20 protein-coding genes are annotated in these 21598 nt (G+C 73.1%); 14 read left to right on the forward strand and 6 right to left on the reverse strand.

Annotation, left to right across the window (positions count from 1 at the left end; translation table 11 throughout):
• Window positions 1-125: 125 nt before the first annotated feature.
• On the forward strand, window positions 126-512 hold the full coding sequence (locus RI578_RS29345; protein WP_310873876.1) for a hypothetical protein: 387 nt from the start codon (window positions 126-128) through the stop codon (window positions 510-512).
• Here the strand turns inward: RI578_RS29345 and RI578_RS29350 are convergent.
• Window positions 460-1314, reverse strand: coding sequence for a DUF4184 family protein (locus RI578_RS29350; protein ID WP_310873877.1), 855 nt, complete (start codon window positions 1312-1314; stop codon window positions 460-462). The genes RI578_RS29345 and RI578_RS29350 overlap by 53 nt on opposite strands.
• A 252-nt stretch (window positions 1315-1566) precedes the next feature.
• Between RI578_RS29350 and RI578_RS29355 the strand changes: the two genes are divergently transcribed.
• Window positions 1567-3402, forward strand: coding sequence for a lytic transglycosylase domain-containing protein (locus tag RI578_RS29355; RefSeq protein WP_310873878.1), 1836 nt, complete (start codon window positions 1567-1569; stop codon window positions 3400-3402).
• A gap of 60 nt (window positions 3403-3462) precedes the next feature.
• On the opposite strand, the gene RI578_RS29360 is transcribed toward RI578_RS29355, so the two are convergent.
• Both RI578_RS29360 and RI578_RS29365 read right to left on the reverse strand, forming a co-directional pair.
• Entirely contained in the window at window positions 3463-6168 is a 2706-nt protein-coding gene (locus tag RI578_RS29360) for an ATP-dependent helicase C-terminal domain-containing protein (RefSeq protein WP_310873879.1), read from the reverse strand.
• Window positions 6169-6237: 69 nt separating this feature from the next.
• Window positions 6238-7218, reverse strand: a complete 981-nt coding sequence (locus RI578_RS29365; RefSeq protein WP_310873880.1) for a methyltransferase domain-containing protein — start codon at window positions 7216-7218, stop codon at window positions 6238-6240.
• 225 nt (window positions 7219-7443) lie between these two features.
• On the opposite strand from RI578_RS29365, the gene rpsA reads away from it, so the two are divergent.
• From rpsA to RI578_RS29400, 7 genes are all read left to right on the forward strand, one after another.
• Window positions 7444-8958 (forward strand): 30S ribosomal protein S1, encoded by a 1515-nt coding sequence (gene rpsA / locus RI578_RS29370; RefSeq protein ID WP_310873881.1) that lies wholly within the window; start codon window positions 7444-7446, stop codon window positions 8956-8958.
• A gap of 176 nt (window positions 8959-9134) precedes the next feature.
• Entirely contained in the window at window positions 9135-10073 is a 939-nt protein-coding gene (locus RI578_RS29375; RefSeq protein WP_310873882.1) for a PAC2 family protein, read from the forward strand.
• A 71-nt stretch (window positions 10074-10144) separates the two neighbouring features.
• Window positions 10145-10750 carry a dephospho-CoA kinase gene (coaE, locus tag RI578_RS29380; RefSeq protein ID WP_310873883.1) on the forward strand — a complete coding sequence of 202 codons (606 nt, stop codon included), beginning with the start codon at window positions 10145-10147 and terminating at the stop codon, window positions 10748-10750.
• A 101-nt stretch (window positions 10751-10851) separates the two neighbouring features.
• On the forward strand, window positions 10852-11232 hold the full coding sequence (locus tag RI578_RS29385; protein ID WP_121746472.1) for a tetratricopeptide repeat protein: 381 nt from the start codon (window positions 10852-10854) through the stop codon (window positions 11230-11232).
• Window positions 11233-11324: 92 nt separating this feature from the next.
• Entirely contained in the window at window positions 11325-12272 is a 948-nt protein-coding gene (locus tag RI578_RS29390) for an acyltransferase domain-containing protein (protein WP_310873884.1), read from the forward strand.
• 90 nt (window positions 12273-12362) lie between these two features.
• Window positions 12363-13049 (forward strand): class I SAM-dependent methyltransferase, encoded by a 687-nt coding sequence (locus tag RI578_RS29395; protein ID WP_310873885.1) that lies wholly within the window; start codon window positions 12363-12365, stop codon window positions 13047-13049.
• Window positions 13050-13129: 80 nt separating this feature from the next.
• Entirely contained in the window at window positions 13130-13588 is a 459-nt protein-coding gene (locus tag RI578_RS29400; protein WP_310873886.1) for a DoxX family protein, read from the forward strand.
• Window positions 13589-13611: 23 nt separating this feature from the next.
• Here the strand turns inward: RI578_RS29400 and RI578_RS29405 are convergent, their stop codons facing one another.
• Window positions 13612-14208, reverse strand: a complete 597-nt coding sequence (locus tag RI578_RS29405) for an RNA-binding S4 domain-containing protein (RefSeq protein ID WP_310873887.1) — start codon at window positions 14206-14208, stop codon at window positions 13612-13614.
• Between the two features lie 150 nt (window positions 14209-14358).
• Between RI578_RS29405 and RI578_RS29410 the strand changes: the two genes are divergently transcribed.
• Both RI578_RS29410 and pip read left to right on the forward strand, forming a co-directional pair.
• Window positions 14359-15072: a uracil-DNA glycosylase gene (locus tag RI578_RS29410; protein WP_310873888.1), complete on the forward strand. Its 714-nt coding sequence runs from the start codon at window positions 14359-14361 to the stop codon at window positions 15070-15072.
• Window positions 15073-15127: 55 nt separating this feature from the next.
• Complete coding sequence (gene pip, locus RI578_RS29415) at window positions 15128-16093, forward strand: prolyl aminopeptidase (RefSeq protein WP_310873889.1); 966 nt, start codon at window positions 15128-15130, stop codon at window positions 16091-16093.
• Between the two features lie 49 nt (window positions 16094-16142).
• Here pip and RI578_RS29420 read toward each other — a convergent pair whose 3' ends face one another.
• Both RI578_RS29420 and RI578_RS29425 read right to left on the reverse strand, forming a co-directional pair.
• Entirely contained in the window at window positions 16143-16637 is a 495-nt protein-coding gene (locus RI578_RS29420; RefSeq protein ID WP_310873890.1) for a GNAT family N-acetyltransferase, read from the reverse strand.
• Window positions 16634-17047, reverse strand: coding sequence for a RidA family protein (locus RI578_RS29425; RefSeq protein WP_310873891.1), 414 nt, complete (start codon window positions 17045-17047; stop codon window positions 16634-16636). Before RI578_RS29425 ends, RI578_RS29420 begins: the two co-directional genes overlap by 4 nt.
• 194 nt (window positions 17048-17241) lie before the next feature.
• Here RI578_RS29425 and RI578_RS29430 point away from each other — a divergent pair, with 194 nt between their 5' ends.
• From RI578_RS29430 to RI578_RS29440, 3 genes are all read left to right on the forward strand, one after another.
• Window positions 17242-18063: a nucleotidyltransferase domain-containing protein gene (locus RI578_RS29430; protein ID WP_310873892.1), complete on the forward strand. Its 822-nt coding sequence runs from the start codon at window positions 17242-17244 to the stop codon at window positions 18061-18063.
• A gap of 249 nt (window positions 18064-18312) precedes the next feature.
• A complete protein-coding gene (locus RI578_RS29435; protein WP_310873893.1) occupies window positions 18313-20199 on the forward strand; it encodes an FUSC family protein in 1887 nt (628 codons plus the stop codon).
• Window positions 20199-21572: an amidohydrolase gene (locus RI578_RS29440; RefSeq protein WP_310873894.1), complete on the forward strand. Its 1374-nt coding sequence runs from the start codon at window positions 20199-20201 to the stop codon at window positions 21570-21572. Before RI578_RS29435 ends, RI578_RS29440 begins: the two co-directional genes overlap by 1 nt.
• Window positions 21573-21598 lie beyond the last annotated feature (26 nt).

Genomic DNA, 21598 nt, shown 5'->3' on the forward strand with positions numbered 1-21598 from the left:
CCGGCCCACGTCCGCGCCCTCCGCCCGCCGCAGGGCCGTCACTCATCCGCCCGCCCCGCAGGGCCCGTCACTCAGGTGGCCCTCGCGGAAACGCCCCCGCCTCCGTCCTCCGTGAGGATGCGGGCATGGGTATACGCATGCTCCACCACCGGACGACACCGGCACGGGCAAGCACAGACGGACCCGACCGCGTGCCGCTCCCACCGGTCCCGGTCGTCGCGCCCGGCGCGAGTACCGGCCGCATCCCCACCACCCTCGCGACGGCCCTGCGCCGCACCGCGGCAGACCTCCGCCGCAGACTCGTCCACCGGGACCCGACCGCCGCGGCCCCGCGCGAAACGCCCGCCTGGCGTCTGTGGGCCGACCTGACCCGCGGCTACCTGGCGCTGGCCCTCACCCTGCTGCCGCGGTCACGTCCCGCACAGACCTTCACCGTGTTCGTCGCCACCGCCGACACCCTCAGTGCGGGACCCGGCGGCTCGGCTCCCTACCGACGCCGGCCGAACCACTGAGGACCGGAGCCGGACGCCACGCCCTGACCCCCACGGCGTACAGCAGCAAGCCCGGGACGAGTCCCGCGCCCGCCCCGAAGCACACCGTCGGGATCAGCTCCCAGGGCTTCGCGGTGGCTCCCCAGTAGTCCCACCACCGGGTCGCCCGCTGCACAGCTCCGGCCACCGCACAGCCGCCCAGCACCGCCCCGGCCCACCACCGGTCCCGTACCGAGAGGACCGGGACGCCGAGCGGCTCGGCCCGGGGCGTCCGGCGCAGTGCGCGCGCCAGGAACACGGCGATCACGACCGCTGCCACCGCGGAACCGCCGTACTGCAGGTACCAGTAGAGCGGCGAGCCCGCCACCTCCCGGCCCAGCACCGGGAACACCCGCATCCCCCAGCGGTCGAGGTGGGTGAACGCGTCCCACACCACGTGCGTCAGCGCCCCCAGCACCGCCGACACGTACCACCGCGCCACGAGGGACGGCCGTACGCGCGCGCGTGGCGCCCCGCAGCGCAGCAGGGTGGCCGCGCGGCCCTGCCCGGCCCGCGGCAGCAGGGCCACCAGCGGCTCGCGGACCAGCAGCCACACCGCCACCAGCACCCAGGCGATGATCACGTCGACCGTGAAGACGCCCGGGAAGGAGTGCGTGACGTCCCCGAACTCCATGGCCCCGGACAGGAAACTCGCCGCGTAGTAGGTCATGTCGGGCGCGAAGGAACCCGCCACCAGCACTGCGGGCACCAGCGGCCCCCGACCGGTACCGTCGCTCCGTACCGCCGGCAGCACGGCGACCGCATGACTGAGGGTGAACGGCAAGAGAACTCCTGATATGGCCAACTGGTGAATATCGGGCACGAACGGGTGCCCGTGCAAAGCAAGTTGTCGTAGGGTCGCCTGCGGCACCGTACTGGTCGAACAGACGAACACCGCGCGGGGAAAGTTGCGGTGCAACCGTCGACACGGACCGATCGTCACAACAGGGCGGGTACCACGGGCGAGCACGACAGCCGAAGACCGGTGAAGACAGACGGAGACGGACGCGTGGGCGTCCACGGGAGGGGTCACTCTATGGCGGCGCATTTCGACAGGAGGCTCCGCAAGGCGGCGGTCACCACCACCGTCGCAGCGGTCGCGGTCGCGGCCCTGTCCGCGTCCCAGGCCCCCAACGTGACGGCAGACGCCCACGGCAGACAGACCACAGCCGACAAGGTGCCGACGTCCGACACGTCCTCCGAGGAGAGCGCCACCGGCAACTCGCCGTACTACACGGACCTGCCGCCGCTCGACAGCCCGAGCCCCGCCCCCACCATCGGCACCCCCGCCTCCCGGGGCCCGTCCGAGGCGGGCATTCCCGCGACGGTCCTCGACGCCTACAAGAAGGCCGAGTCGGCGCTGCGCCGGTCCAAGCCCGGCTGCAATCTGCCGTGGCAACTCCTCGCCGCCATCGGCAAGGTGGAGTCGGGCCAGGCCCGCGGTGGCCGTGTCGACGCCCAGGGCAACACCCTCGGCCGGATCATCGGCCCGCAGCTCGACGGCAACGGCTTCGCGCTCATCAAGGACACCGACAACGGCGTCTACGACGGCAACAGCGCCTATGACAACGCCGTCGGCCCCATGCAGTTCATCCCCTCCACCTGGGCCTGGGCGGGCCGCGACGGCAATGCCGACGGCAAGGAGGACCCCAACAACATCTACGACGCCGCCCTCTCCGCCGGCCACTACCTGTGCCGCAACGGCTGGGACCTGTCCGTCCAGGCCGACCTCAACCGGGCGATCCTCAGCTACAACAACTCGCAGGACTACCTGCACACGGTCCTGTCCTGGCTGGAGCACTACCGCAAGGGCACCCACGAGATCCCGGACGGCACCGGCACCCTGCCCGTCGGCCGCAGCGACGACGACACCGACCTGAGCGGGCCCGACCCCACGCCCGGCGGAACGGGCGCGACCACCGGACCCCGGGCCCCCGGCACGACGACGCCCAGTCCCAGCCCCAGCCCCGAGAAGCCGGACAAGCCCACCCCGCCCGACGAGTCCGAGTCCCCCGACACGGGCTCCCCGAGCCCCGGCCCGACGGACCCGTCCGACCCGGAGACTCCGCCCGAGACCGAAACCCCCACGGACACGGTCCACCACCTGGAGAACGCCGGTACGACGGGCCTCACGGCGATCGCGGGCGACACCTTCGACAAGAAGATCAGCACCCGCGCCGAGACCAAGGCCGGAAAGGCCGTCGGCAAGGTACGGATCCGCTTCACCGTCCTGGGCGACACCGACGCCACCTTCACCGGCGGCGACAAGTTCGCCGCGGTCACCACCAACGCCTCCGGCGTGGCCGTCGCGCCCGCCCTGGTGGCCGGTGAGAAGACCGGCGCGTTCACCGTCCGCGCCACCGTCGTCGGCCGCACCGTCGCCGGCCTCGACTACAAGGCCACCGTCACCGAGCGCGTGGCCGACGTCCTCGCCCGCACCGACGACACCGCGCTGACCTGCACGCCGGGCGGCGAGTTCGCGGACCGGGTCGAGGTGAAGGCCACGCACAAGGGCGCCGCCGCGGACAAGGTCGCCGTCACCGCCACGCTCATCAAGTCGGTGCTCGACCCGACCGAGAACGACAAGGGTCCGTACTTCAAGGACGCGGACGGCAAGACCGTCCGCACCCTGACCGGCCTGACGACCGACGCCAAGGGCCTGCTGAAGCTGCCGAAGCTGTACGCCGACAAGACCGCCGGCACGTTCGTGCTCCGCCTCACCACCGCGGGCGGCGCCACGCTCAACGTCCAGCTGAAGGTCGCCGAGGCCGAGCCGGAGCCGTCGCCGAGCCCGTCCGGCGACGCCTCGCCCGACGCCTCGCCCAGCCCCTCCGAGCCGTCGACCGATCCGTCGACCGAACCGGACGCGTAGGCGCGACTCGCGCGGGAACGACCGAGGGCGCCCCTCCGCCGTGGCGGACGGGCGCCCTCGTCACTTCCCGAGGCGCGCCTTCGTGTGCCGCGTCGGCTCCGCCGCGGCCGGGTCCTCGGGCCACGGGTGCTTCGGGTACCGGCCGCGCAGCTCCGCACGTACGCCCTTGTAGCCGTCCTTCCAGAAGGAGGCCAGGTCGGCGGTGACCGCGGCCGGGCGGCCCGCGGGCGAGAGGAGGTGGACGAGGAGCGGCACCCCGGCGACCTCGGGCGAGCGCTGGAGCCCGAACATCTCCTGCAACTTCACGGCGAGGACAGGGCGGCCCGGGTCGTCGTAGTCGATCCGGATCCTGGACCCACTGGGGACGACGATCCGCTCGGGGGCGAGTTCGTCGAGCCGTGCCGCCTCTCCGGAGGCCCAGGGCAGCAGCCGGGTCAGCGCCTGACCGGCGTCGATGCGCGCCAGGTCGGCCCGCCGCCGGGCCCGGCCCAGCTCGGGCTCCAGCCATTCGTCCGCCCGCGCGCGCAGCGCGTCGTCGGAGACGTCCGGCCAGGGCTCGCCGAGCCGCCGCCGCAGAAAGGCGAGCCGCTTGCGCAGCACGTCCGCGTCGGCCGACCAGCGCAGCAACCCGAGCCCTTCCTGCCGCAGCCCCTCAAGGAGCGCGTTCCGTACGAGACCGGAGTCGGCGCCGGCGAGCGGCCGGACGGTGAGCTCCACGGCCCCGAGCCGTTCGACACGCCGGGCCACGACGTCGCCGTCGCCCCAGTGCACCTCGTCCCGTTCCTCCAGGAACGCCCCCGCGGCGAGCCGGGCCGTCCCCTCGTCGACGACCGCCCCGAGCTGCACGCGCGCGTGCCCTTTCCCCACGGGCCGGTCGGCCACGGCCACGGCGATCCACGGCGCCCCGCGCAGCGCCGACGCCTCCGGCAGCTCCGCCCGGGTGCCGGAGACCATCAGGTACGAACCGCCGTCCTTCCTGGCCACCCGCTCGGGAAACGCCAGCGCGGCCACCAGCCCCGCGATGCTGTCGTCGGTGCCGTCCCGCGCCGGCCGACCGGCGCTCTCCGCGGCGGCCCGCAGCCGCCGCACCTCGGTCCGCCAACGCGTCCCATAGGCGTCTCCGCCACGCCGAGCGGCCCGCAGCGCGGCCACCAGATCGTCCCCGTACTCCCGCGGCGGCGCCTCACTGAGCAGAGCGACCACCTCCGCGATCGCGCGGGAGTCGCCCGCGCCGGAGCCCGAGGTGTGTTCGTGGGAGGGGTCTTCGTCCGGGGCCCGCGCGGCGGAGGTGTTCGTGCCCGACGCACCCCTGTCCGAAGTCCCGGCACCCCGCGCGGTCGCGTGCGAGGCGGCCGCACGGGAGCCCGCGCCTGCGGGGCCTCCGCCGGAGACGCCCCCGCCGGTGGCCCCCGCGCCCGACGCCACCGCCCCCGGCGCCCCCGCGTCGAGCAGCGCCCGCCCCAGCCGTGGATGCAGGCCCAGGCGGGCCAGCCGTACGCCCCGCGCGGTGGCCCGGCCGGCGGAGTCCACCGCGCCGACCGCCGTCAGCACCAACCGGGCCGCCGCCATCGCCCCGCCCGGCGGCGGATCGAGCAGCGCCAGCCCGGACGCGTCCGGGTCGCCCCAGCAGGCCGCCTGCAACGCGAACGCCGTCAGGTCGGCCACCTTGATCTCCGGCGCCGGGAACCGCGGGAGACGGGCGTCCTCCGCCTCCGCCCAGCAGCGGTAGACCACCCCCGGCGCCTCACGCCCGGCCCGGCCCGCCCGTTGCCGCGCCGCCGCCCGCGAGGCCCGTACCGTCGTCAGGGCGCTCAGCCCGCGCGCGTGGTCCACCCGGGGCTCCCGCGCCAGTCCCGCGTCCACGACCACCCGTACGCCCGGAACCGTCAGAGACGACTCGGCCACCGAGGTCGCGAGTACCACCCGGCGCCGTGCCGAGGGGGACAGGACCGCGTCCTGCACGGCCGCGGGTGCCCGCCCGTGCACTTGGAGCACGTCGACGCCTCCGATATCCCCCAGTTGCCCGGCGACGCGGGAGATCTCTCCGACGCCGGGCAGGAAACACAGCACGTCCCCGTCCCGTTCGGCCAGCGCCCGCCGCACCACCGACGCGACGTGCGCGAGCAGTACCGGGTCCACCCGCATCCCGTGCGGCGGCCGGACCGGACGCGCCGGCGGCGCCCACACCACCTCCACGGGGTACGACACGCCGCGCGCCTCGACCACCGGTGCCCCGCCCAGCAGCCGGGCCCAGCCCTCCGCGTCCGTCGTGGCCGACGCGGCCACCAGACGCAGTTCGGGCCGCAGCGCCGTCCGCACGTCCCACAGGAACGCCGCCGTCGTGTCCGCGTCCAGGTGCCGCTCGTGGCACTCGTCGAGCACCACCACGTCGACGCCCGTCAGCTCCTGGTCCCGCTGGAGCCGTTGCAACAGCACGCCGGTCGTGACTACCTCCACGCGCGCGTGCCGTCCGACGACCCGCTCACCGCGCACGGTGTACCCGACGCTCGCGCCGGGCTTCTCACCCAGCAGCCACGCCATCCGCCGGGCCGCCGCCCGCGCCGCGATCCGCCGCGGCTCGGCCACGACCACACGCCGCTCGGGCCCCTCGCCCAGCAGCCCGGCCAGCGCGAGCGGCACCAGCGTCGTCTTGCCGGTGCCCGGCGGCGCGACCAGCACCGCCGTGCCGTGCCCCTCCAGGGCGTCGTGCAGAGCAGGCAGGGCACCGCGTACGGGCAGGGCGTCCAGGGCGTCGTAACGGATCACGCCCCCAGTGTCGTACGCCGGCGGGACGACCTTCCACGCGCGCGTGGACACGCGACAGACGGGTGCGGCTCAGTCGCGCTCGCACACGAAGATCGCCGTCCCCGGGATCAGGTGGCCCCGCAGCGGCGACCAGCCGCCCCACTCGGACGTGTTCCAGTCCGGCCACTCCGGCTCCACGAGGTCCACCAGCCGGAACCCCGACGTCACCACGTCCCGGACGCGGTCGCCGAGCGTCCTGTGGTGCTCGACGTACACCGCGCGGCCCTCGTCGTCCTGCTCGACGTACGGCGTGCGGTCGAAGTAGGAGGTGGACACCGTCAGCCCCTCGGGGCCCGGCTCGTCCGGGAGCGCCCAGCGCAGCGGGTGCGTGACGGAGAAGACGAAGCGGCCGCCGGGCCGCAGCACCCGGCGCACCTCCCGCAGCACCAGCCGCGGGTCGGCGACGAAGGGCAGCGCCCCGTACGCCGAGCACGCCAGGTCGAAGGAGCCGTCCGCGAAGGGCAGCACGGTCGCGTCGGCGCAGACCAGCGGGAACGAGCCGCCGATGCGCATGGCGTGCTGGAGCTGGCGGTGGGAGAGGTCCAGGGCCACCGGACGGGCACCCTGGGCGGTCAGCCAGCGCGAGCACTGGGCGGCCCCGGCCCCGATCTCCAGGACGTCCTTGCCCTTCAGATCCTCCACCGGGCCGAGCAGCTCGGCCTCCACCTCGTCCAGGCCCTCCGGGCACCACACGAAGCGGTCGTCGCCGAGGAAGGTGCCGTGCTCGACCTGGTACTCGTCCGCGTTCCGGTCCCACCAGCCACGGTTGGCGCGGGAGCTCTCCGTGACACCGGCGGCACGCCGGGTGGCCTCGGGCTCCGCCCCTGTGGCTTCGGACGCCTCGGACGCTTCGGGCTCTTGGATGACCGGCTCCCTCGTACTAGTCTGCGGCTCTTCACGCAGCCGGTCCCGCGTGTCACAAAGGGGGCCTCTGTGGGCCAGCGTGGCCTCGGGAGACGGCTTTTGTGCCGGGTATGCGACGATCTGCCCCGGGTGTGCGGCTTCGCGCATTGACCCTGCCCGGCTGCCCCCGTATGCTACAAGTTGCGCTGCGGGCCTGCGCACCTCAGACGTAGCAGGTCGCGCTCGCATCTGTTGTATGTCCCCTCGGTTCTCGAGGTGTCACCCCTGGTTTCGGTGACGCTTCCTTGGCTGTCCGGCTTCTGCAGAGCGAAACGGGCTCCCGGCGTAAGCAGTACCTACGACTTCAATGTCCGTACCGGAGCCCTTTCCCACATGACGAGCAGCACCGAGACCACCGCCACCACCCCGCAGGTTGCGGTCAACGACATCGGTAACGAGGAAGCCTTCCTCGCCGCGATCGACGAAACGATCAAGTACTTCAACGACGGCGACATCGTCGACGGCGTCATCGTGAAGGTCGACCGGGACGAGGTCCTGCTCGACATCGGTTACAAGACCGAAGGTGTCATCCCGAGCCGCGAGCTCTCGATCAAGCACGACGTCGACCCCAACGAGGTCGTCGCCGTCGGTGACGAGATCGAGGCCCTTGTTCTCCAGAAGGAGGACAAGGAAGGCCGCCTGATCCTCTCGAAGAAGCGCGCTCAGTACGAGCGTGCCTGGGGCACCATCGAGAAGATCAAGGAAGAGGACGGCATCGTCACCGGTACCGTCATCGAGGTCGTCAAGGGTGGTCTCATCCTCGACATCGGCCTCCGCGGCTTCCTCCCGGCCTCCCTGGTGGAGATGCGCCGTGTCCGCGACCTCCAGCCCTACGTGGGCAAGGAGCTCGAGGCGAAGATCATCGAGCTGGACAAGAACCGCAACAACGTGGTCCTGTCCCGCCGCGCCTGGCTGGAGCAGACCCAGTCCGAGGTCCGCCAGACGTTCCTCACGACCCTCCAGAAGGGTCAGGTCCGTTCCGGCGTCGTCTCCTCGATCGTCAACTTCGGTGCCTTCGTGGACCTGGGTGGCGTCGACGGTCTGGTCCACGTCTCCGAGCTCTCCTGGAAGCACATCGACCACCCGTCCGAGGTTGTCGAGGTCGGCCAGGAAGTCACCGTCGAGGTCCTCGACGTGGACATGGACCGCGAGCGCGTCTCCCTGTCGCTGAAGGCGACCCAGGAAGACCCGTGGCAGCAGTTCGCCCGCACCCACCAGATCGGCCAGGTCGTGCCCGGCAAGGTCACGAAGCTGGTGCCGTTCGGTGCGTTCGTCCGCGTGGACGAGGGCATCGAGGGTCTGGTCCACATCTCCGAGCTGGCCGAGCGCCACGTGGAGATCCCGGAGCAGGTCGTCCAGGTCAACGACGAGATCTTCGTCAAGGTCATCGACATCGACCTCGAGCGCCGCCGCATCAGCCTCTCGCTGAAGCAGGCCAACGAGGCCTTCGGTGCCGACCCGTCGACGGTCGAGTTCGACCCGACCCTGTACGGCATGGCCGCGTCCTACGACGACCAGGGCAACTACATCTACCCCGAGGGCTTCGACCCCGAGACCAACGACTGGCTCGAGGGCTACGAGACCCAGCGCGAGGCGTGGGAGACCCAGTACGCCGAGGCGCAGCAGCGCTTCGAGCAGCACCAGGCGCAGGTCATCAAGTCCCGCGAGGCGGACGAGAAGGCCGCTGCCGAGGGTGTCGACACCGCGGGTGCGGCTCCGGCCGCTTCCACCGGCGGTGGCGGCGGCGGTGGCTCGTACTCCTCCGAGGGCGGCGACAACTCCGGCGCCCTGGCGTCGGACGAGGCGCTTGCCGCACTGCGCGAGAAGCTGGCCGGCGGCCAGAGCTGAACGCAGGCTGAGCAGGAGCTCCTCATCGAGCGTTAGCTCGTGAACCGAGGGCCCGCACCCTTCCCGGGGTGCGGGCCCTCGGCGCGTTCGGCGACGCCGGGCGGGAGCGCGGACGGGGAATGCCCGGGCCGGGACCCGTGTTGTGCAGTACGAACACCAGGAGGGGAGCGGTCACTGTGCTTGATCCGCAGGGTTTGTACGCATGGGAGCCGAAGGGCTTGGCCGTCGTCGACATGGCACTCGCCCAGGAGTCGGCGGGACTGATCATGCTCTACCACTTCGACGGCTACATCGACGCCGGCGAGACCGGCGACCAGATCGTCGACCAGGTGCTCGACTCGCTGCCCCACCAGGTCGTCGCCCGCTTCGACCACGACCGGCTCGTGGACTACCGGGCACGCCGGCCACTGCTGACCTTCAAGCGGGACACCTGGACGGACTACGAGGAGCCCGCCATCGAGGTGCGGGTCGTCCAGGACGCCACCGGGGCCCCGTTCCTGCTGCTGTCGGGTCCCGAACCGGACGTCGAGTGGGAACGCTTCGCCGCGGCCGTGCGGCAGATCGTCGAACGGCTCGGTGTCCGCCTCGCGGTCAACTTCCACGGCATCCCCATGGGCGTCCCGCACACCCGCCCCGTCGGCATCACCCCGCACGGCAACCGTGCCGACCTGGTGCCGGGCCACAGCAGCCCCTTCGAGGAGGCGCAGGTCCCCGGCAGCGCCGAGGCACTCGTCGAGTACCGGCTCCTGCAGGCCGGCCACGAGGTGCTGGGCGTGGCCGCGCACGTCCCGCACTACATCGCCCGCTCCCCGTACCCGGACGCGGCGCTGACCGTCCTGGAGGCGATCACCGCGGCGACCGGCCTGGTCCTGCCGGGCATCGCGCACTCCCTGCGCACGGACGCCCTCCGCACCCAGACGGAGATCGACCGGCAGATCCAGGAGGGCGACGAGGAACTCACCGCCCTCATCCAGGGCCTGGAGCACCAGTACGACGCGGCCGCGGGCGCCGAGACCCGCGGCAACATGCTCGCCGAGCCCGTGGAGATCCCGTCGGCGGACGAGATCGGCCGCGAGTTCGAACGGTTCCTGGCGGAGCGGGAGGGCGACACCTGACGCTCTCGGCCCGGCCCGTCAGGAGCCGCCCGGTAGGAAGGCCGTCACCGGCAGGCCCTAGGCTTCCGCTCATGCTGAAAGTAGGCCTGACCGGCGGGATCGGCGCCGGCAAGAGCGAGGTGTCGCGGCTGCTCGTCGAGCACGGCGCCGTACTGATCGACGCGGACCGGATCGCGCGCGAGGTCGTCGCGCCGGGTACTCCGGGGCTCGCGGCGGTCGTGGAGGCGTTCGGCGAGGACGTACTCTCCGAGGACGGCAGCCTGGACCGGCCGAAACTCGGTTCGATCGTGTTCGCCGACCCGGAGAAGCTGGCCGCGCTGAACTCGATCGTGCACCCCCTGGTCGCCGACCGGTCCCGTGCCCTCGAAGAAGCCGCCGCCGAGGACGCCGTCGTCGTCCACGACGTTCCGCTGCTCACGGAGAACGGGCTGGCACCGCTGTACGACCTCGTGGTCGTCGTGGACGCCGACCCCGCCACCCAGCTCGACAGGCTGGTACGGCTGCGCGGCATGACGGAGCAGGACGCACGCGCGCGGATGGCCGCCCAGGCCACGCGCGAGCAGCGCCGGGAGATCGCGGACGTGGTCGTCGACAACGACGTACCGCTGGACGAGTTGCGGCGCCGCGTGGCAGAGGTGTGGGCCGAGCTGGCCCGCAAGGCGCACGCGCCGCGCTGAGCGCCCTGGCGCCTCCTCAACGCTCCGGTCGCCCCGCCCGTCCCAGGAATAGCGGTCCCCGCGCGGGCGTTGATCCCTTTCAGTGAGGGAAGGACTCTGCCGTGCCCGAGACCAGCGGTTCGACCGGACGTACTCCGGAGACGGATGTCATCGACTTCCGTGCCGCCGAGCAACTGCTCGCGGCGCGGGACCCGCGGGGCGCGGTGAAACTGCTCGACGGGGTCATCGCCGCGCATCCGGAGAGCACCGCCGCTCGGTTGCTGCGCGCGCGTGCCTTCTTCGCGGCGGCACAACTGAGAGCGGCCGAGCTGGAGTTCACCATCGTCCTGGAGCGTGAGCCGGACAACGCGTTCGCGCACTTCGCACTCGCCCGCACCTATGAGCGCCGTGGCTGCCCCGACCAGGCCCGGCGGCACTTCCGGCTGGCGGCGGCTCTGGACCCGAATCCGGAGTATCTGCAGCAGGCGCGGTTCGACTCCTGACGGTCAGCTCCTCGGGGCCCCAACCCGGTACGCATCGGATCACCACTCCTGTGGAAAACGTACTCCGGGAGACGACGAGGGGGAGACGAGCCGTGCCACAGAACCGCCCTGCCCTGCCGGAGGCCAACGACCTGCCGGAGGCCGACGACCTGCCCGACGTACTGCTCGACCTGGCGGTCCCGCACGAGGACATCAACGCACTGGTGGGGCTGCGCGGCGGAGTGACACGCGATGCCGGAACGGTGCGGCTGCTGGAGGAGTGTGTCCAGGAGCTGGTGCGGGACCTCGGGGAGCCGGCCGCGGACCCGGAGCACATGCGGCGCTTCGGGGAGGGGCTGGCCGAGGCTCCTCGGGCGCTGGGCGGGTACTTCGCCGCGTACGTGTTCGTCGCGGCGCTGCCGTACACCCGCGCCTACCACCGGGAGCGCGGCATCCCGGCCGAGACCACCCGGCACACCCTCGCCGACCTGGGACGGAACATGGCGAGCCACCGCAGACGGCACGGTACGGGCGGGGTGCGGGCCCCGCGGTGGCTGGTGCACCACTTCCGGGGAGAGCTGTACCAGCTGGGGCGGTTGCAGTTCGAACGGGCCACGATCGGGCAGCGCACCGCGCCGGTACTGCGGTCGGCCGGGATGGACGCGGTGCCTGGCGAGCCCTGCCTGAACCTGCACGTCCCCGACTACCGCGGGCCGCTGACACCGGCCGCCTGCGACCGCTCGCTCGGCCTCGCCAGGGAGTTCTTCCGCCGGCACTTTCCCGAGGAGCCGTACCGTGCCGCGACGTGCCACTCCTGGCTCCTCGACCCGCGGCTGAAGCGGTACCTGGCGGCCGACTCGAACATCGTCCGGTTCCAGGAACGCTTTCGGGCGGCCCAGGACACCGAGCCCGCCGACGAGGAAACTGTCCGCTTCGTCTTCGGGAACCCCTGCCTGTCCGTCGAAGGGCTGCCGCGGCGCACCTCGCTGGAACGGGCCGTCGGGGACCACCTGCGGGCGGGCGGCCACTGGTACATCGGGCACGGCTGGTTCCCGTTCTGACGGTGGGCTCCGTTCACTCGGTCGGGTGAACCGGTGCCGGGTGGGAACGGGTGTGCGGGGGCGGCCCGTTGGACGGGCATGGAGCTGAAAATGCGAGAGGGACACCAGGGGACGGGCCCCGGAGCCATCACGCCCGACGGCTGCGCGGTCGAGCTCTATTCGAGGCTGCCCGCCGGAGCCGAGCCCGACATCGTCGCCGCCGCCGTGCCCGAGGGGGCGCACATCCTGGAGCTGGGCAGTGGTGTGGGGCGCATGACCCATCCGCTGCTGGAGCGGGGGTTCGCCGTGACCGCGGTGGACGAGTCCGCCGAGATGCTGGAGCACGTGCGCGGGGCGCGGACGATACGCGGCCCGATCGAGGATCTGGACCTGGGCGAGAGCTTCGACGTGGTGATGCTGGCGTCGTTCCTCGTGCACACCGGGGACCCCGAGGTGAGCCGCGGACTGCTGCGCACCTGTGCCCGGCACGTCACGGAGGACGGCTGTGTACTGATCCAACGGGAGGGCGAGGACTACCACACCAACCTGCCGCGTGAGCGGACGGACCCCAGCGGCTTCACCGTGCGCATCGTGTCGTCGGAGCCGGTCGGGGACGGCGTCAACGCGGTGCACGCGGAGTACGAGTTCCCGGACGCGGTCTGGACACAGACGTTCCGGGCCCGGCCGCTGACCAAGGAACAGTTCGAGGAGGCCCTGGGGGAGGCGGGACTCGGCGTGGACCGGTATCTGACCGATGACGGGACATGGGTGAGGGCGATTCCCGTGGCCCGGAGGTAGAGGATCGGCGATGAGTTCCGGGCGGGCGAGCGGTCTGAATACCTGACTGCATCACGGACCGCTCAGCTCAGGAGACCTTCATGTCCGAGACCACCGCCGCCACGGCTTCCTCCATCTCCGCGCCCTCCGCGAACCTCGCCACGTCGACCCGGGGGCGCGGCGCCCGGATCACCCTGCGGGCGGTGCAGGTGCTGCTCGCGCTGTTCTTCGCCGTCGCGAGCGCCGCGCCCAAGCTGGTCGCGCACTCCTCGGCGGCGGACTCCTTCGCCGAGATGGGCTGGGGCAACGCGGGCATGTACGCCATCGGCGTCCTCGAACTGGCCGGGGCGATCGCCCTGTTCATTCCGGCGCTGCAGTCGGTGGCGGCGACGGCCCTGAGCGCGCTGATGGTGGGCGCGTTCGTCGTCCAGCTCACCTACTTCGACGGAGAGAACGCCGCGACACCGCTCATCCTGCTGGTGCCGCTGCTGGTCATCGCCTGGGCCCGCCGCGGGCACAACGAGGAACTGCTCCGACTGGCACGCCGCGGGCGGGTCTGACCAGCCGCGGCCGGTGCGGGCGTTCAGAGCCTGTTCTCGGCATCCCGCCGGGCCTGGCTCAGGCCCTCCAGCCCGCGCAGGCGTTCCAGCTCGCGACGGTCCCGCTTGGTGGGACGGCCGGCGCCGCGGTCGCGGATGCCGGCCGGGGCGACGGCCTCGCGGGGCGGGGGCGGCGGGGAGTTGTCGACGTAGCACTGGACGGCGACCGGGGCTCCGACGCGCTTGCGGATCAGCCGCTTCACGACGACTACGCGTTCCCGGCCCTCGTGCCGCAGGCGCACCTCGTCTCCGACGCGCAGCGAGTACGCGGGCTTCACCCGCTCGCCGTTCACCCGGACATGGCCGCCCTTGCAGGCGGTCGCGCCGAGGGAGCGGGTCTTGACGAGGCGGACGGCCCAGATCCAGCTGTCCACGCGGACGCTCCCGCCGTTCTGCGGCCCGGCCGCCTCCGCGGCGGCGATCGCGGCGGCGGTCTTCGGGTCCGGGGACAGGGTCGCGGCAGCCGTGCCGTCGGTCTTGTCGGCGGTCTTGTCGGCGGCCTTCGTGCCGGCCTTGGCCCCGGTGGTGTCCTGTGGGTCGGCCGCCCCGCCGTTCCTGCCCTCGTCATGCTCGGAAGCCATGGCTCGACCCTACCGTTCGGCCGGGCGAGAGGGACTCCTATTTCCGCGGTCCCGGGGCGGCGGCCCCGGGGCGGTCCCGGCGCTGTCGCGGTCGCCCGTGGCCGGGGGCCGAGAGCCGGGCACCAGGGCCCGTGGTCTTACGGTGGAGGCATGGACACCAGCGGCCTCTCCGTACTCGACCAGCGGATCGCGGGGTGCCGGGCCTGCCCGAGGCTGGTCGACTGGCGGGAGGAGGTGGCCCGTACCAAGCGGGCGGCCTTCGCCGACTGGACGTACTGGGGCCGGCCGGTGCCGGGCTTCGGTCCGCCGGACGCGCGTCTGCTGATCGTCGGGCTCGCCCCCGCGGCCCACGGCGGCAACCGCACCGGCCGGATGTTCACCGGTGACCGCTCCGGAGACGTGCTGTACCAGGCGTTGTACGACGTGGGTCTCGCCTCGCAGCCCACCGCGGTCTCCGCCGACGACGGCCTGGAACTGTACGGCGTGCGCGTCACCTCGCCGGTGCACTGCGCCCCGCCCGCCAACAAGCCCACCCCCACCGAGCGCGACACCTGCCGTTCCTGGCTCGTCCAGGAACTGGGTCTGCTCCGGCCGACGCTGCGGGCCGTGGTGGTACTCGGCGCCTTCGGCTGGCAGGCGGCGCTGCCCGCGTTCGCCGGGGCGGGCTGGACGGTGCCCCGCCCCCGCCCCGCCTTCACGCACGGCGCGCACGTCACGCTGGACGCCTCGGAGGGGCCCGGCCTGGATCTCTTCGGCTGCTTCCACGTCAGCCAGCGCAACACCTTCACCGGCCGTCTCACCCCCGAGATGCTCCGGGACGTGCTGCGCACGGCGGCCGGGACGGCGGGGCTGCCCAAGGCGTAGGGCCCACGGAGTAAAGGGGGTGAACGTCCCGGGCCGACGGCGTTACGGTGCCCCGATGGGCCTGTATCCGGAGATCGAACCGTACGACCACGGCATGCTCGATGTCGGTGACGGCAATCGCCTCCACTGGGAGACCTGCGGAAACCCGCACGGCAAACCCGCGCTGGTGCTGCACGGAGGACCGGGGTCCCGCACCAGCCCCAATCTCAGACGGTACTTCGACCCGGCCGCCTACCGGATCGTGCTCCTCGACCAGCGCGGCGCCGGACGGTCGGTCCCTCCGGCGAGCGACCACGAGACCGACATGAGCGTCAACACGACCGCCCACATCATGGCGGACCTGGAGCGGCTGCGCGTCCACCTCGGCATCGAGCGGTGGCTGGTGTGGGGCGTGTCGTGGGGGTCGATCCTGGGACTGCGGTACGCGCAGACGCACCGGGGAGTGGTGACCGAGCTGGTGCTGACCGGGGTCGCGACCGGCTCCAACGCCGAAGTGGCCCTTCTGACGCGCGGGTTGGGGAAGATCTTCCCCGACGCCCACGAACGGTTCCTCGCCGAACTGCCGGCAGACGAACGGGACGGCAACACGGCCGCCGCGTACAACCGGCTGCTGGAGTCGCCCGACGCCGGAGTCCGGGCCCGGGCCGCGCGCGCCTGGACCGACTGGGAGACGGCGATCATCCCCGCGCCGCCCCGCTCGGTCGCCCGGTTCGAGGACCCGGAGTTCCGCATGGGCTTCGCACGAACCGTCACCCACTACTGGGGCAACGATCACTTCCTCGGCGACGGCAACGACGAGGGCGTCGTCCTGCGGGACGCGCACCTGCTGAAGGGCATCCCGGGCACCCTTGTGCAGGGCAGCCTCGACTTCGGCAACCTCCTCGGCGTCGTCTGGCGGCTCCACCACGCCTGGCCGGACAGCGAACTGGTGGTCGTGGACGAGGCCGGGCACGACGCCGGAACGATGGGTGACGACGTGCTGGTGGCGGCGACGGACAGGTACGCACGCGCCGACGCCTGACGGGCCGTGGGGCACGTCCGGCCGGTCCACCCACGGCCGCGCCCGTGCCCTACGACCCCACGGCCGAGCCCGTGCCCCACGGCTCCCAGACGTACCGCACGTCCGGCTCCCGCTCCTCGTTGCCGGCGCCGTCCGTCCACTCCACGGCCGTGAAACCGTGCCGCTCGTAGAAGCGGTGCGCGGGCGCGTTGACCTGGAAGGTCCACAGCGAGAGCCCTTCCGGCCTGCGTTCCTTGGCGAGCGCGACGAACCGGTCCCCGATGCCGCGCCCTCGCCAGTCCGGGGCGAGGTACAACTGCGACAGCTCCCCCTCCTCCAGCACCATCACGCCGACGACATCGCGGCCGGCCGCCTCCGCGACCCACGTCTCACGCAGGGGCACCAGCACGTGGTGGAAGTAGTCCAGGACCTCTTCGTCGGCGCGGGGCCGGACCACGGTCGGCAGCGCGGCGGTGAAGGAGGCCAGCCAGACGCCGGCTGCCGCACGCGCGTCGGCGGCCGCCGCCCGTCGCAGGAGGACGGGCCCGTCTCCCTCCCGGTTCACGGACGTATCTCCTCCGGCACGGCCGCCGTCGCCGTGATCTCCACCAGCTGACCCGGGTACCCGAGGCAGCTCACCCCGAGCAGCGTCGAGGAGTGCGGGCCGGTGCTGAGTCCGGACGCCTCGACGACGTCCCAGACGGCGGACAGCGCTGCGGTCTCGCCGCTGACCACGTACACGTCGGTCGAGAGAACGTGTCTCAACTCGCTCCCGACGGAGCGCAACTGCTCGGTGAGGTTGGCGATCACCTGCTCGGCCTGCCGGACCGGATCACCCTCACCGACCAGCTTCCCCTCCGCGTCGAGCGGAACGGACCCGGCGAGGAAGGCGAGCTTCGTCCCGGCCTCGACGACGGAGGCATGGGAGTAGGTGGGCGGCGGGAAAAGGCCCGGCACGGTGGTGCGCTGGATCACGTGGGCTCCTGGGACGGTGAACGTCGACCTCCCGATCGTCCGTTCCGCGGCTCGTCCTCGCATCCGAATTTCCCTCCATCGACAGCCCAACGACAGCGCGAGCCACCGACAATTGCCTCGTGCCGCCGGTCGGCCTCCACGTACGCTTCCGGCGTCCGCCCGCCCCCGCTTCCACCCGTCAGGAGCCCGCAGCAGTGCCCTCCCTCACGGACCAGGCCTTCCTCCACACCACCGCCGACCGCCTCGCCGCCCTGCCCGACGTCCGGGCGGTGACCCTCGGCGGCTCCCGGGCCCAGGGCACCCACGGGCCCGACAGCGACTGGGACCTGGCCGTCTACTACCGGGGCGCCTTCGACCCGGACGGTGTCCGTGCCCTCGGCTGGGCGGGGGAGGTCTCCGAGGTCGGCGCATGGGGCGGCGGTGTCTTCAACGGAGGCGCCTGGCTGACGATCGACGGACGCCGGGTCGACCTGCACTACCGCGACCTGGACGTGGTCGAGCACGAGGTGGCGGAGGCGGAGGCGGGACGCTTCGGCGTCGAGCCGCTGATGTTCCACCTCGCGGGCATCCCGACGTACCTCGTGGTCGCGGAGCTCGCGATCAACGAGGTGCTGCGCGGCGAACTGCCCCGCCCCGCCTACCCCGAGGCCCTCCGCGCCACCGCCCCCGAGCGCTGGCACGGCGCGGCCACGGCCACCCTCGCCTACGCCAGGGCCGGCCACGCGCCCAAGGGCGCCGTCACACAGGTCGCCGGCGCGATCGCCCTGGCCGCGACCCAGACGGCGCACGCGGTACTGGCGGCACGGGGGGAGTGGGTCACCAACGAGAAGGGGATGGTGCGACGGGCCGGGCTGGGCGGGGCCGACGGGGTCGACGGGCTGCTGGCGCAGCTGACACCCGGGCCGGAGGCCCTGGCGCGGTCGGTCACGGACACCGAGGCACTCCTGCGCGAGGCCGTGGAAGGGGCCCGGGGAGGCCAGGGCCGCCACGAGGGGCGGGAACGAGGCGCGAGCTGATCGCGTTCACGAGGACGACCCGATTGCGTTCATAAAGAACGCGCCGTTCCGGCCGGTCGTCACATCCCCGAAACACGTCCGTCCCCCGTCCTCCAAGAACACGCCTTAGCGTGGGCACCACACACCGACCCACCGCACCGCCAGACACCGCACCGCCCGACACCACACAGCCCGACACCACACAGCCCGGCCACCGTCGCCCGAAGGCTCACCCCCGCCCTCGACCAGACGACAGGAGCCCCGCGCCCCGTGTCCCGCACCGTCCGCCCCGCACGCCGAGTCGGCCTCTCGCTTCCGCCCTGGATCGCCCACGCCCTGAGAGCCCAGCGCGGGCCCGTGCCCTGGAGCGCGGTGACCCGGGGCGCGCTGGCCGGCGGGCCCCTGCTGCTCGCCGCCGTGCTCGCCGACCGGGCCTCTTTGGGGGTTGTCGCCGCCATCGCCGCCATGCTGGCCGGCATCAACGACCGGCCGGGCAGCCGCCGTACCTCCGTGCGGCGCATCGGCGTTCCCGCGCTCGCCGGGGCCGTCGGGCTGCTCGTCGGGACGTACGCCGGGCAGCACCTCGGAGCCGTACCGCTGACCCTGGTGCTGACCACGCTCGGACTGGTCGCCGGAGGGGTCAGCGCCGCCGGGACCGTGGCGTCCGGGGCCGGTACGCAACTGCTCGTCACCAGCGCCGTCGGTGCCGGGATGCCGTTGCCCGACCCCGGGTGGCAGAGCGTGCTGGCCTTCCTCGCCGGCGCCGGATGGCTGCTCGCGCTGCGGCTGGTCCTGCCCACACCCGGCTCCCTCACCGGGGACTTCCGCCCCGGCACCCGCCTCGACTTCCGCTTCGACGGGGAGCGGGCGGCCGTCGCCGACGTCTACGACGCCGTGGCCGCGCTCCTGGACGCGGCCGGCACCGAGCAGGCCGTCGCCCGCCGGGCCGCGCTCACCGCCGCCCTCGACCACGCGCAGGACGCGCTCGCCGGACCCCGGCTGCGGCGCTACGCCTCGTCCGCGGCCGAACGGCGGCTGCACGCCCAGTACGCCGCCGCGTTGCCTCTCGGCGAGGCCGCGACCGCCCTCGCGTGGGCCGAGCAGGCCGTCCCCGCGCGGGCCTCGGAGGGGCCCCGGAGGTTGGCGGCGGCCGTCCGCGGCAGCGTCCACGCGGGACCGTTGCCCGCGCCCACCCGCACCGAACCCGCGCTGCGCGCCCTGGACGACGCCCTGCTGCACGCCGCGGAGGCCTTCGACCGGGGCAGGGGCCGGGACCTGCACACCCGCAGGCGGCCGGTCGTCTCCCTGGCCCGCACCGTCCTCGGCGCGGGCGGAAGGGAGTACGGGCTGCGCGTCGGCCTGTGCTTCGGCGCCAGTGCCGCCGTCGCCCAGGTACTGCACCACGGCCACTGGTACGGGTCCCACCAGCACTGGTACTGGCTGCCCGCCACCGCCGTCTTCCTCGTCAAGCCCGACCTCGGCCCGCTCGTCTCCCGGGTGCTGTGCCGGGCGGCCGGGACCGTGCTGGGGGCACTCGTCTTCGCCGGGTTCGCCGCCGTGCTGCCCCGGCCGGAAGGGCTCGTCGCGCTCGTCGCCGTCTGCGGTGCCCTGGTGCCGGTCGCCGCGCGGCACTTCGCCGCCCAGACCACCGTCGTCACCGTCCTCGTCCTCGCGCTGGTCATGGTCGGCGGCGAACCGCAGGCCTCCGTCAGCCGCATCGGCGAGACGCTGCTGGCCTGCGCGATCGTCCTGGTCGTCGGGCATCTGCCGATGCCGGGACAGCGGGGCGGCGGCATCCGTGCCCGGATCGACGTCGCCGACGCCGCGGCCCACGCCTACCTCGCCCACGTACTGAGCGAGTCCGGCGACCGCGCCGCCCGGTGGACGCTGCGCCGCGAGGCCTACCGCACACTCGCGGAGGCCCGCGCCGCGATCGCCCTCGCCGCCGCGGAACTGCCCGCCCTCGCCCGGCATTCGGAGGGCGCGGACGAGGTCGCCGCCGTCCTCGAACGGCTCGTCGACACCACCACCGCGTGCGCCGTGCACCTCGACGACACCGGCCGGCTCACGCCCCGCCACACCGACCGGCTCGCCGGACTGCGGGACGAACTCGAGGAGCGGCGCGGGCGCGTGGGGCGGCACCGTACGTTGGCGTGATGACGCCTTCTTCCCATGAGAGCCGTGAGAAGCCCGCCGATCTCGTCATCACCGGCTGCACCGTCCTCGTGCACGACGACCGGGAGCGGATCGGCTTCCAGGAGGACGCGGCCGTCGTCGTACGGGACGGAGTCGTCGACTCCGTGACGACCGCCGCCGCCGTCCAGGGCCTCGCGGCAGTCGACCGCATCGACGCACGCGGCCAGGTCGCCCTCCCCGGGCTGATCAACTGCCACACGCACGCGCCGATGGTGGCCCTGCGGGGCCTCGCCGAGGATCTGCCCACCGAGGAGTGGTTCAACGACGTCGTCTGGCCCGTCGAGTCCAACCTCACCGACCGCGACGTGGAGCTGGGGGCCCGGCTCGCCTGCGCCGAGATGATCCGTGCGGGGGTGACGACGTTCGCGGACCACTACTTCGCCATGGACGCCGTCGCCGCCGTGGTCGCCGAGTGCGGGATGCGGGCGCTGCTGGGCCAGGCGTACTTCTCCTCGCAGGGTCCCGAAGGGCGGGAGGGGTCGCTGGAGTTCGCGTTGCGGCACCGGGGCTCCGCGGACGGCCGGATCACGACCGCCCTCGCCCCGCACGCCCCCTACACCGTGACCGACGCCGACCTCGCCGCCACCGCCGGACTCGCCCGTGACCACGGCCTGCCCGTGCACCTCCACGCCGCCGAGAACCGCGACCAGACCGACACCAGCCTGGCCCGGCACGGGGCCACCCCCATCGAGATCCTGGAACGCACCGGCATCCTCGACACCGACGTGCTCATCGCGCACGGCACCGGCATCGTCGAGACCGATCTGCCGCTCCTCGCGCGCGCGGGCGGCCGTACGGCCGTGGCGACCGCGCCCCGCGGCTACCTCAAGTTCGCCTGGCCTACCACCACACCCGTGCGCGCCCTGCGCGACACCGGCATCCCCGTGGGGCTCGCCACCGACGGCGCCGCATCCAACAACTCCCTGGACGTGTGGGAGTCGATGGCGCTCACCTCCCTCATCCAGAAGTCCACCGAGGGCGACCCCCGCTGGCTGACCTCACGTCAGGCCCTTCACCACGCCACCCTGCAGAGCGCCCGCGCGGTCGGCCTCGGCGACACCGCCGGCCGCGTCGCGCCGGGGCGGCGCGCCGACCTCGTCCTCGTCGACCTCACCGGCCCGCACACCCAGCCCGTGCACGACCTCGCCGCCACCCTGGTGCACAGCGCGCGGTCCGCGGACGTGCGCACGACGATCGTCGACGGGCGCGTCCTCATGCGGGACCGCGAGCTGCTGACCCTCGACGTCCCCGCGGTGGTGCGGGAACTCGGAGAGCGGCTGCCCGCCCTGACCGACCGCGGTCACGGCCGGCGCGTCCAGGAGTACGACACCTGAAAACACCGAGGCCGGCGGCATTCTGG

This window comes from Streptomyces sp. BB1-1-1, assembly GCF_031597775.1.
GTDB lineage: Bacteria > Actinomycetota > Actinomycetes > Streptomycetales > Streptomycetaceae > Streptomyces > Streptomyces thinghirensis.

What these genes read in the sequence shown, in the direction of transcription:
- RI578_RS29345 (WP_310873876.1), top strand. Translation starts at nt 126, where the DNA reads ATGGGTATACGCATGCTCCACCACCGGACGACACCGGCACGGGCAAGC.
- RI578_RS29355 (WP_310873878.1), top strand. Translation starts at nt 1,567, where the DNA reads ATGGCGGCGCATTTCGACAGGAGGCTCCGCAAGGCGGCGGTCACCACC.
- RI578_RS29365 (WP_310873880.1), bottom strand. Translation starts at nt 7,218, where the DNA reads ATGCGCGAAGCCGCACACCCGGGGCAGATCGTCGCATACCCGGCACAA.
- rpsA (WP_310873881.1), top strand. Translation starts at nt 7,444, where the DNA reads ATGACGAGCAGCACCGAGACCACCGCCACCACCCCGCAGGTTGCGGTC.
- coaE (WP_310873883.1), top strand. Translation starts at nt 10,145, where the DNA reads ATGCTGAAAGTAGGCCTGACCGGCGGGATCGGCGCCGGCAAGAGCGAG.
- RI578_RS29395 (WP_310873885.1), top strand. Translation starts at nt 12,363, where the DNA reads ATGCGAGAGGGACACCAGGGGACGGGCCCCGGAGCCATCACGCCCGAC.
- RI578_RS29400 (WP_310873886.1), top strand. Translation starts at nt 13,130, where the DNA reads ATGTCCGAGACCACCGCCGCCACGGCTTCCTCCATCTCCGCGCCCTCC.
- RI578_RS29405 (WP_310873887.1), bottom strand. Translation starts at nt 14,208, where the DNA reads ATGGCTTCCGAGCATGACGAGGGCAGGAACGGCGGGGCGGCCGACCCA.
- RI578_RS29410 (WP_310873888.1), top strand. Translation starts at nt 14,359, where the DNA reads ATGGACACCAGCGGCCTCTCCGTACTCGACCAGCGGATCGCGGGGTGC.
- pip (WP_310873889.1), top strand. Translation starts at nt 15,128, where the DNA reads ATGGGCCTGTATCCGGAGATCGAACCGTACGACCACGGCATGCTCGAT.
- RI578_RS29440 (WP_310873894.1), top strand. Translation starts at nt 20,199, where the DNA reads ATGACGCCTTCTTCCCATGAGAGCCGTGAGAAGCCCGCCGATCTCGTC.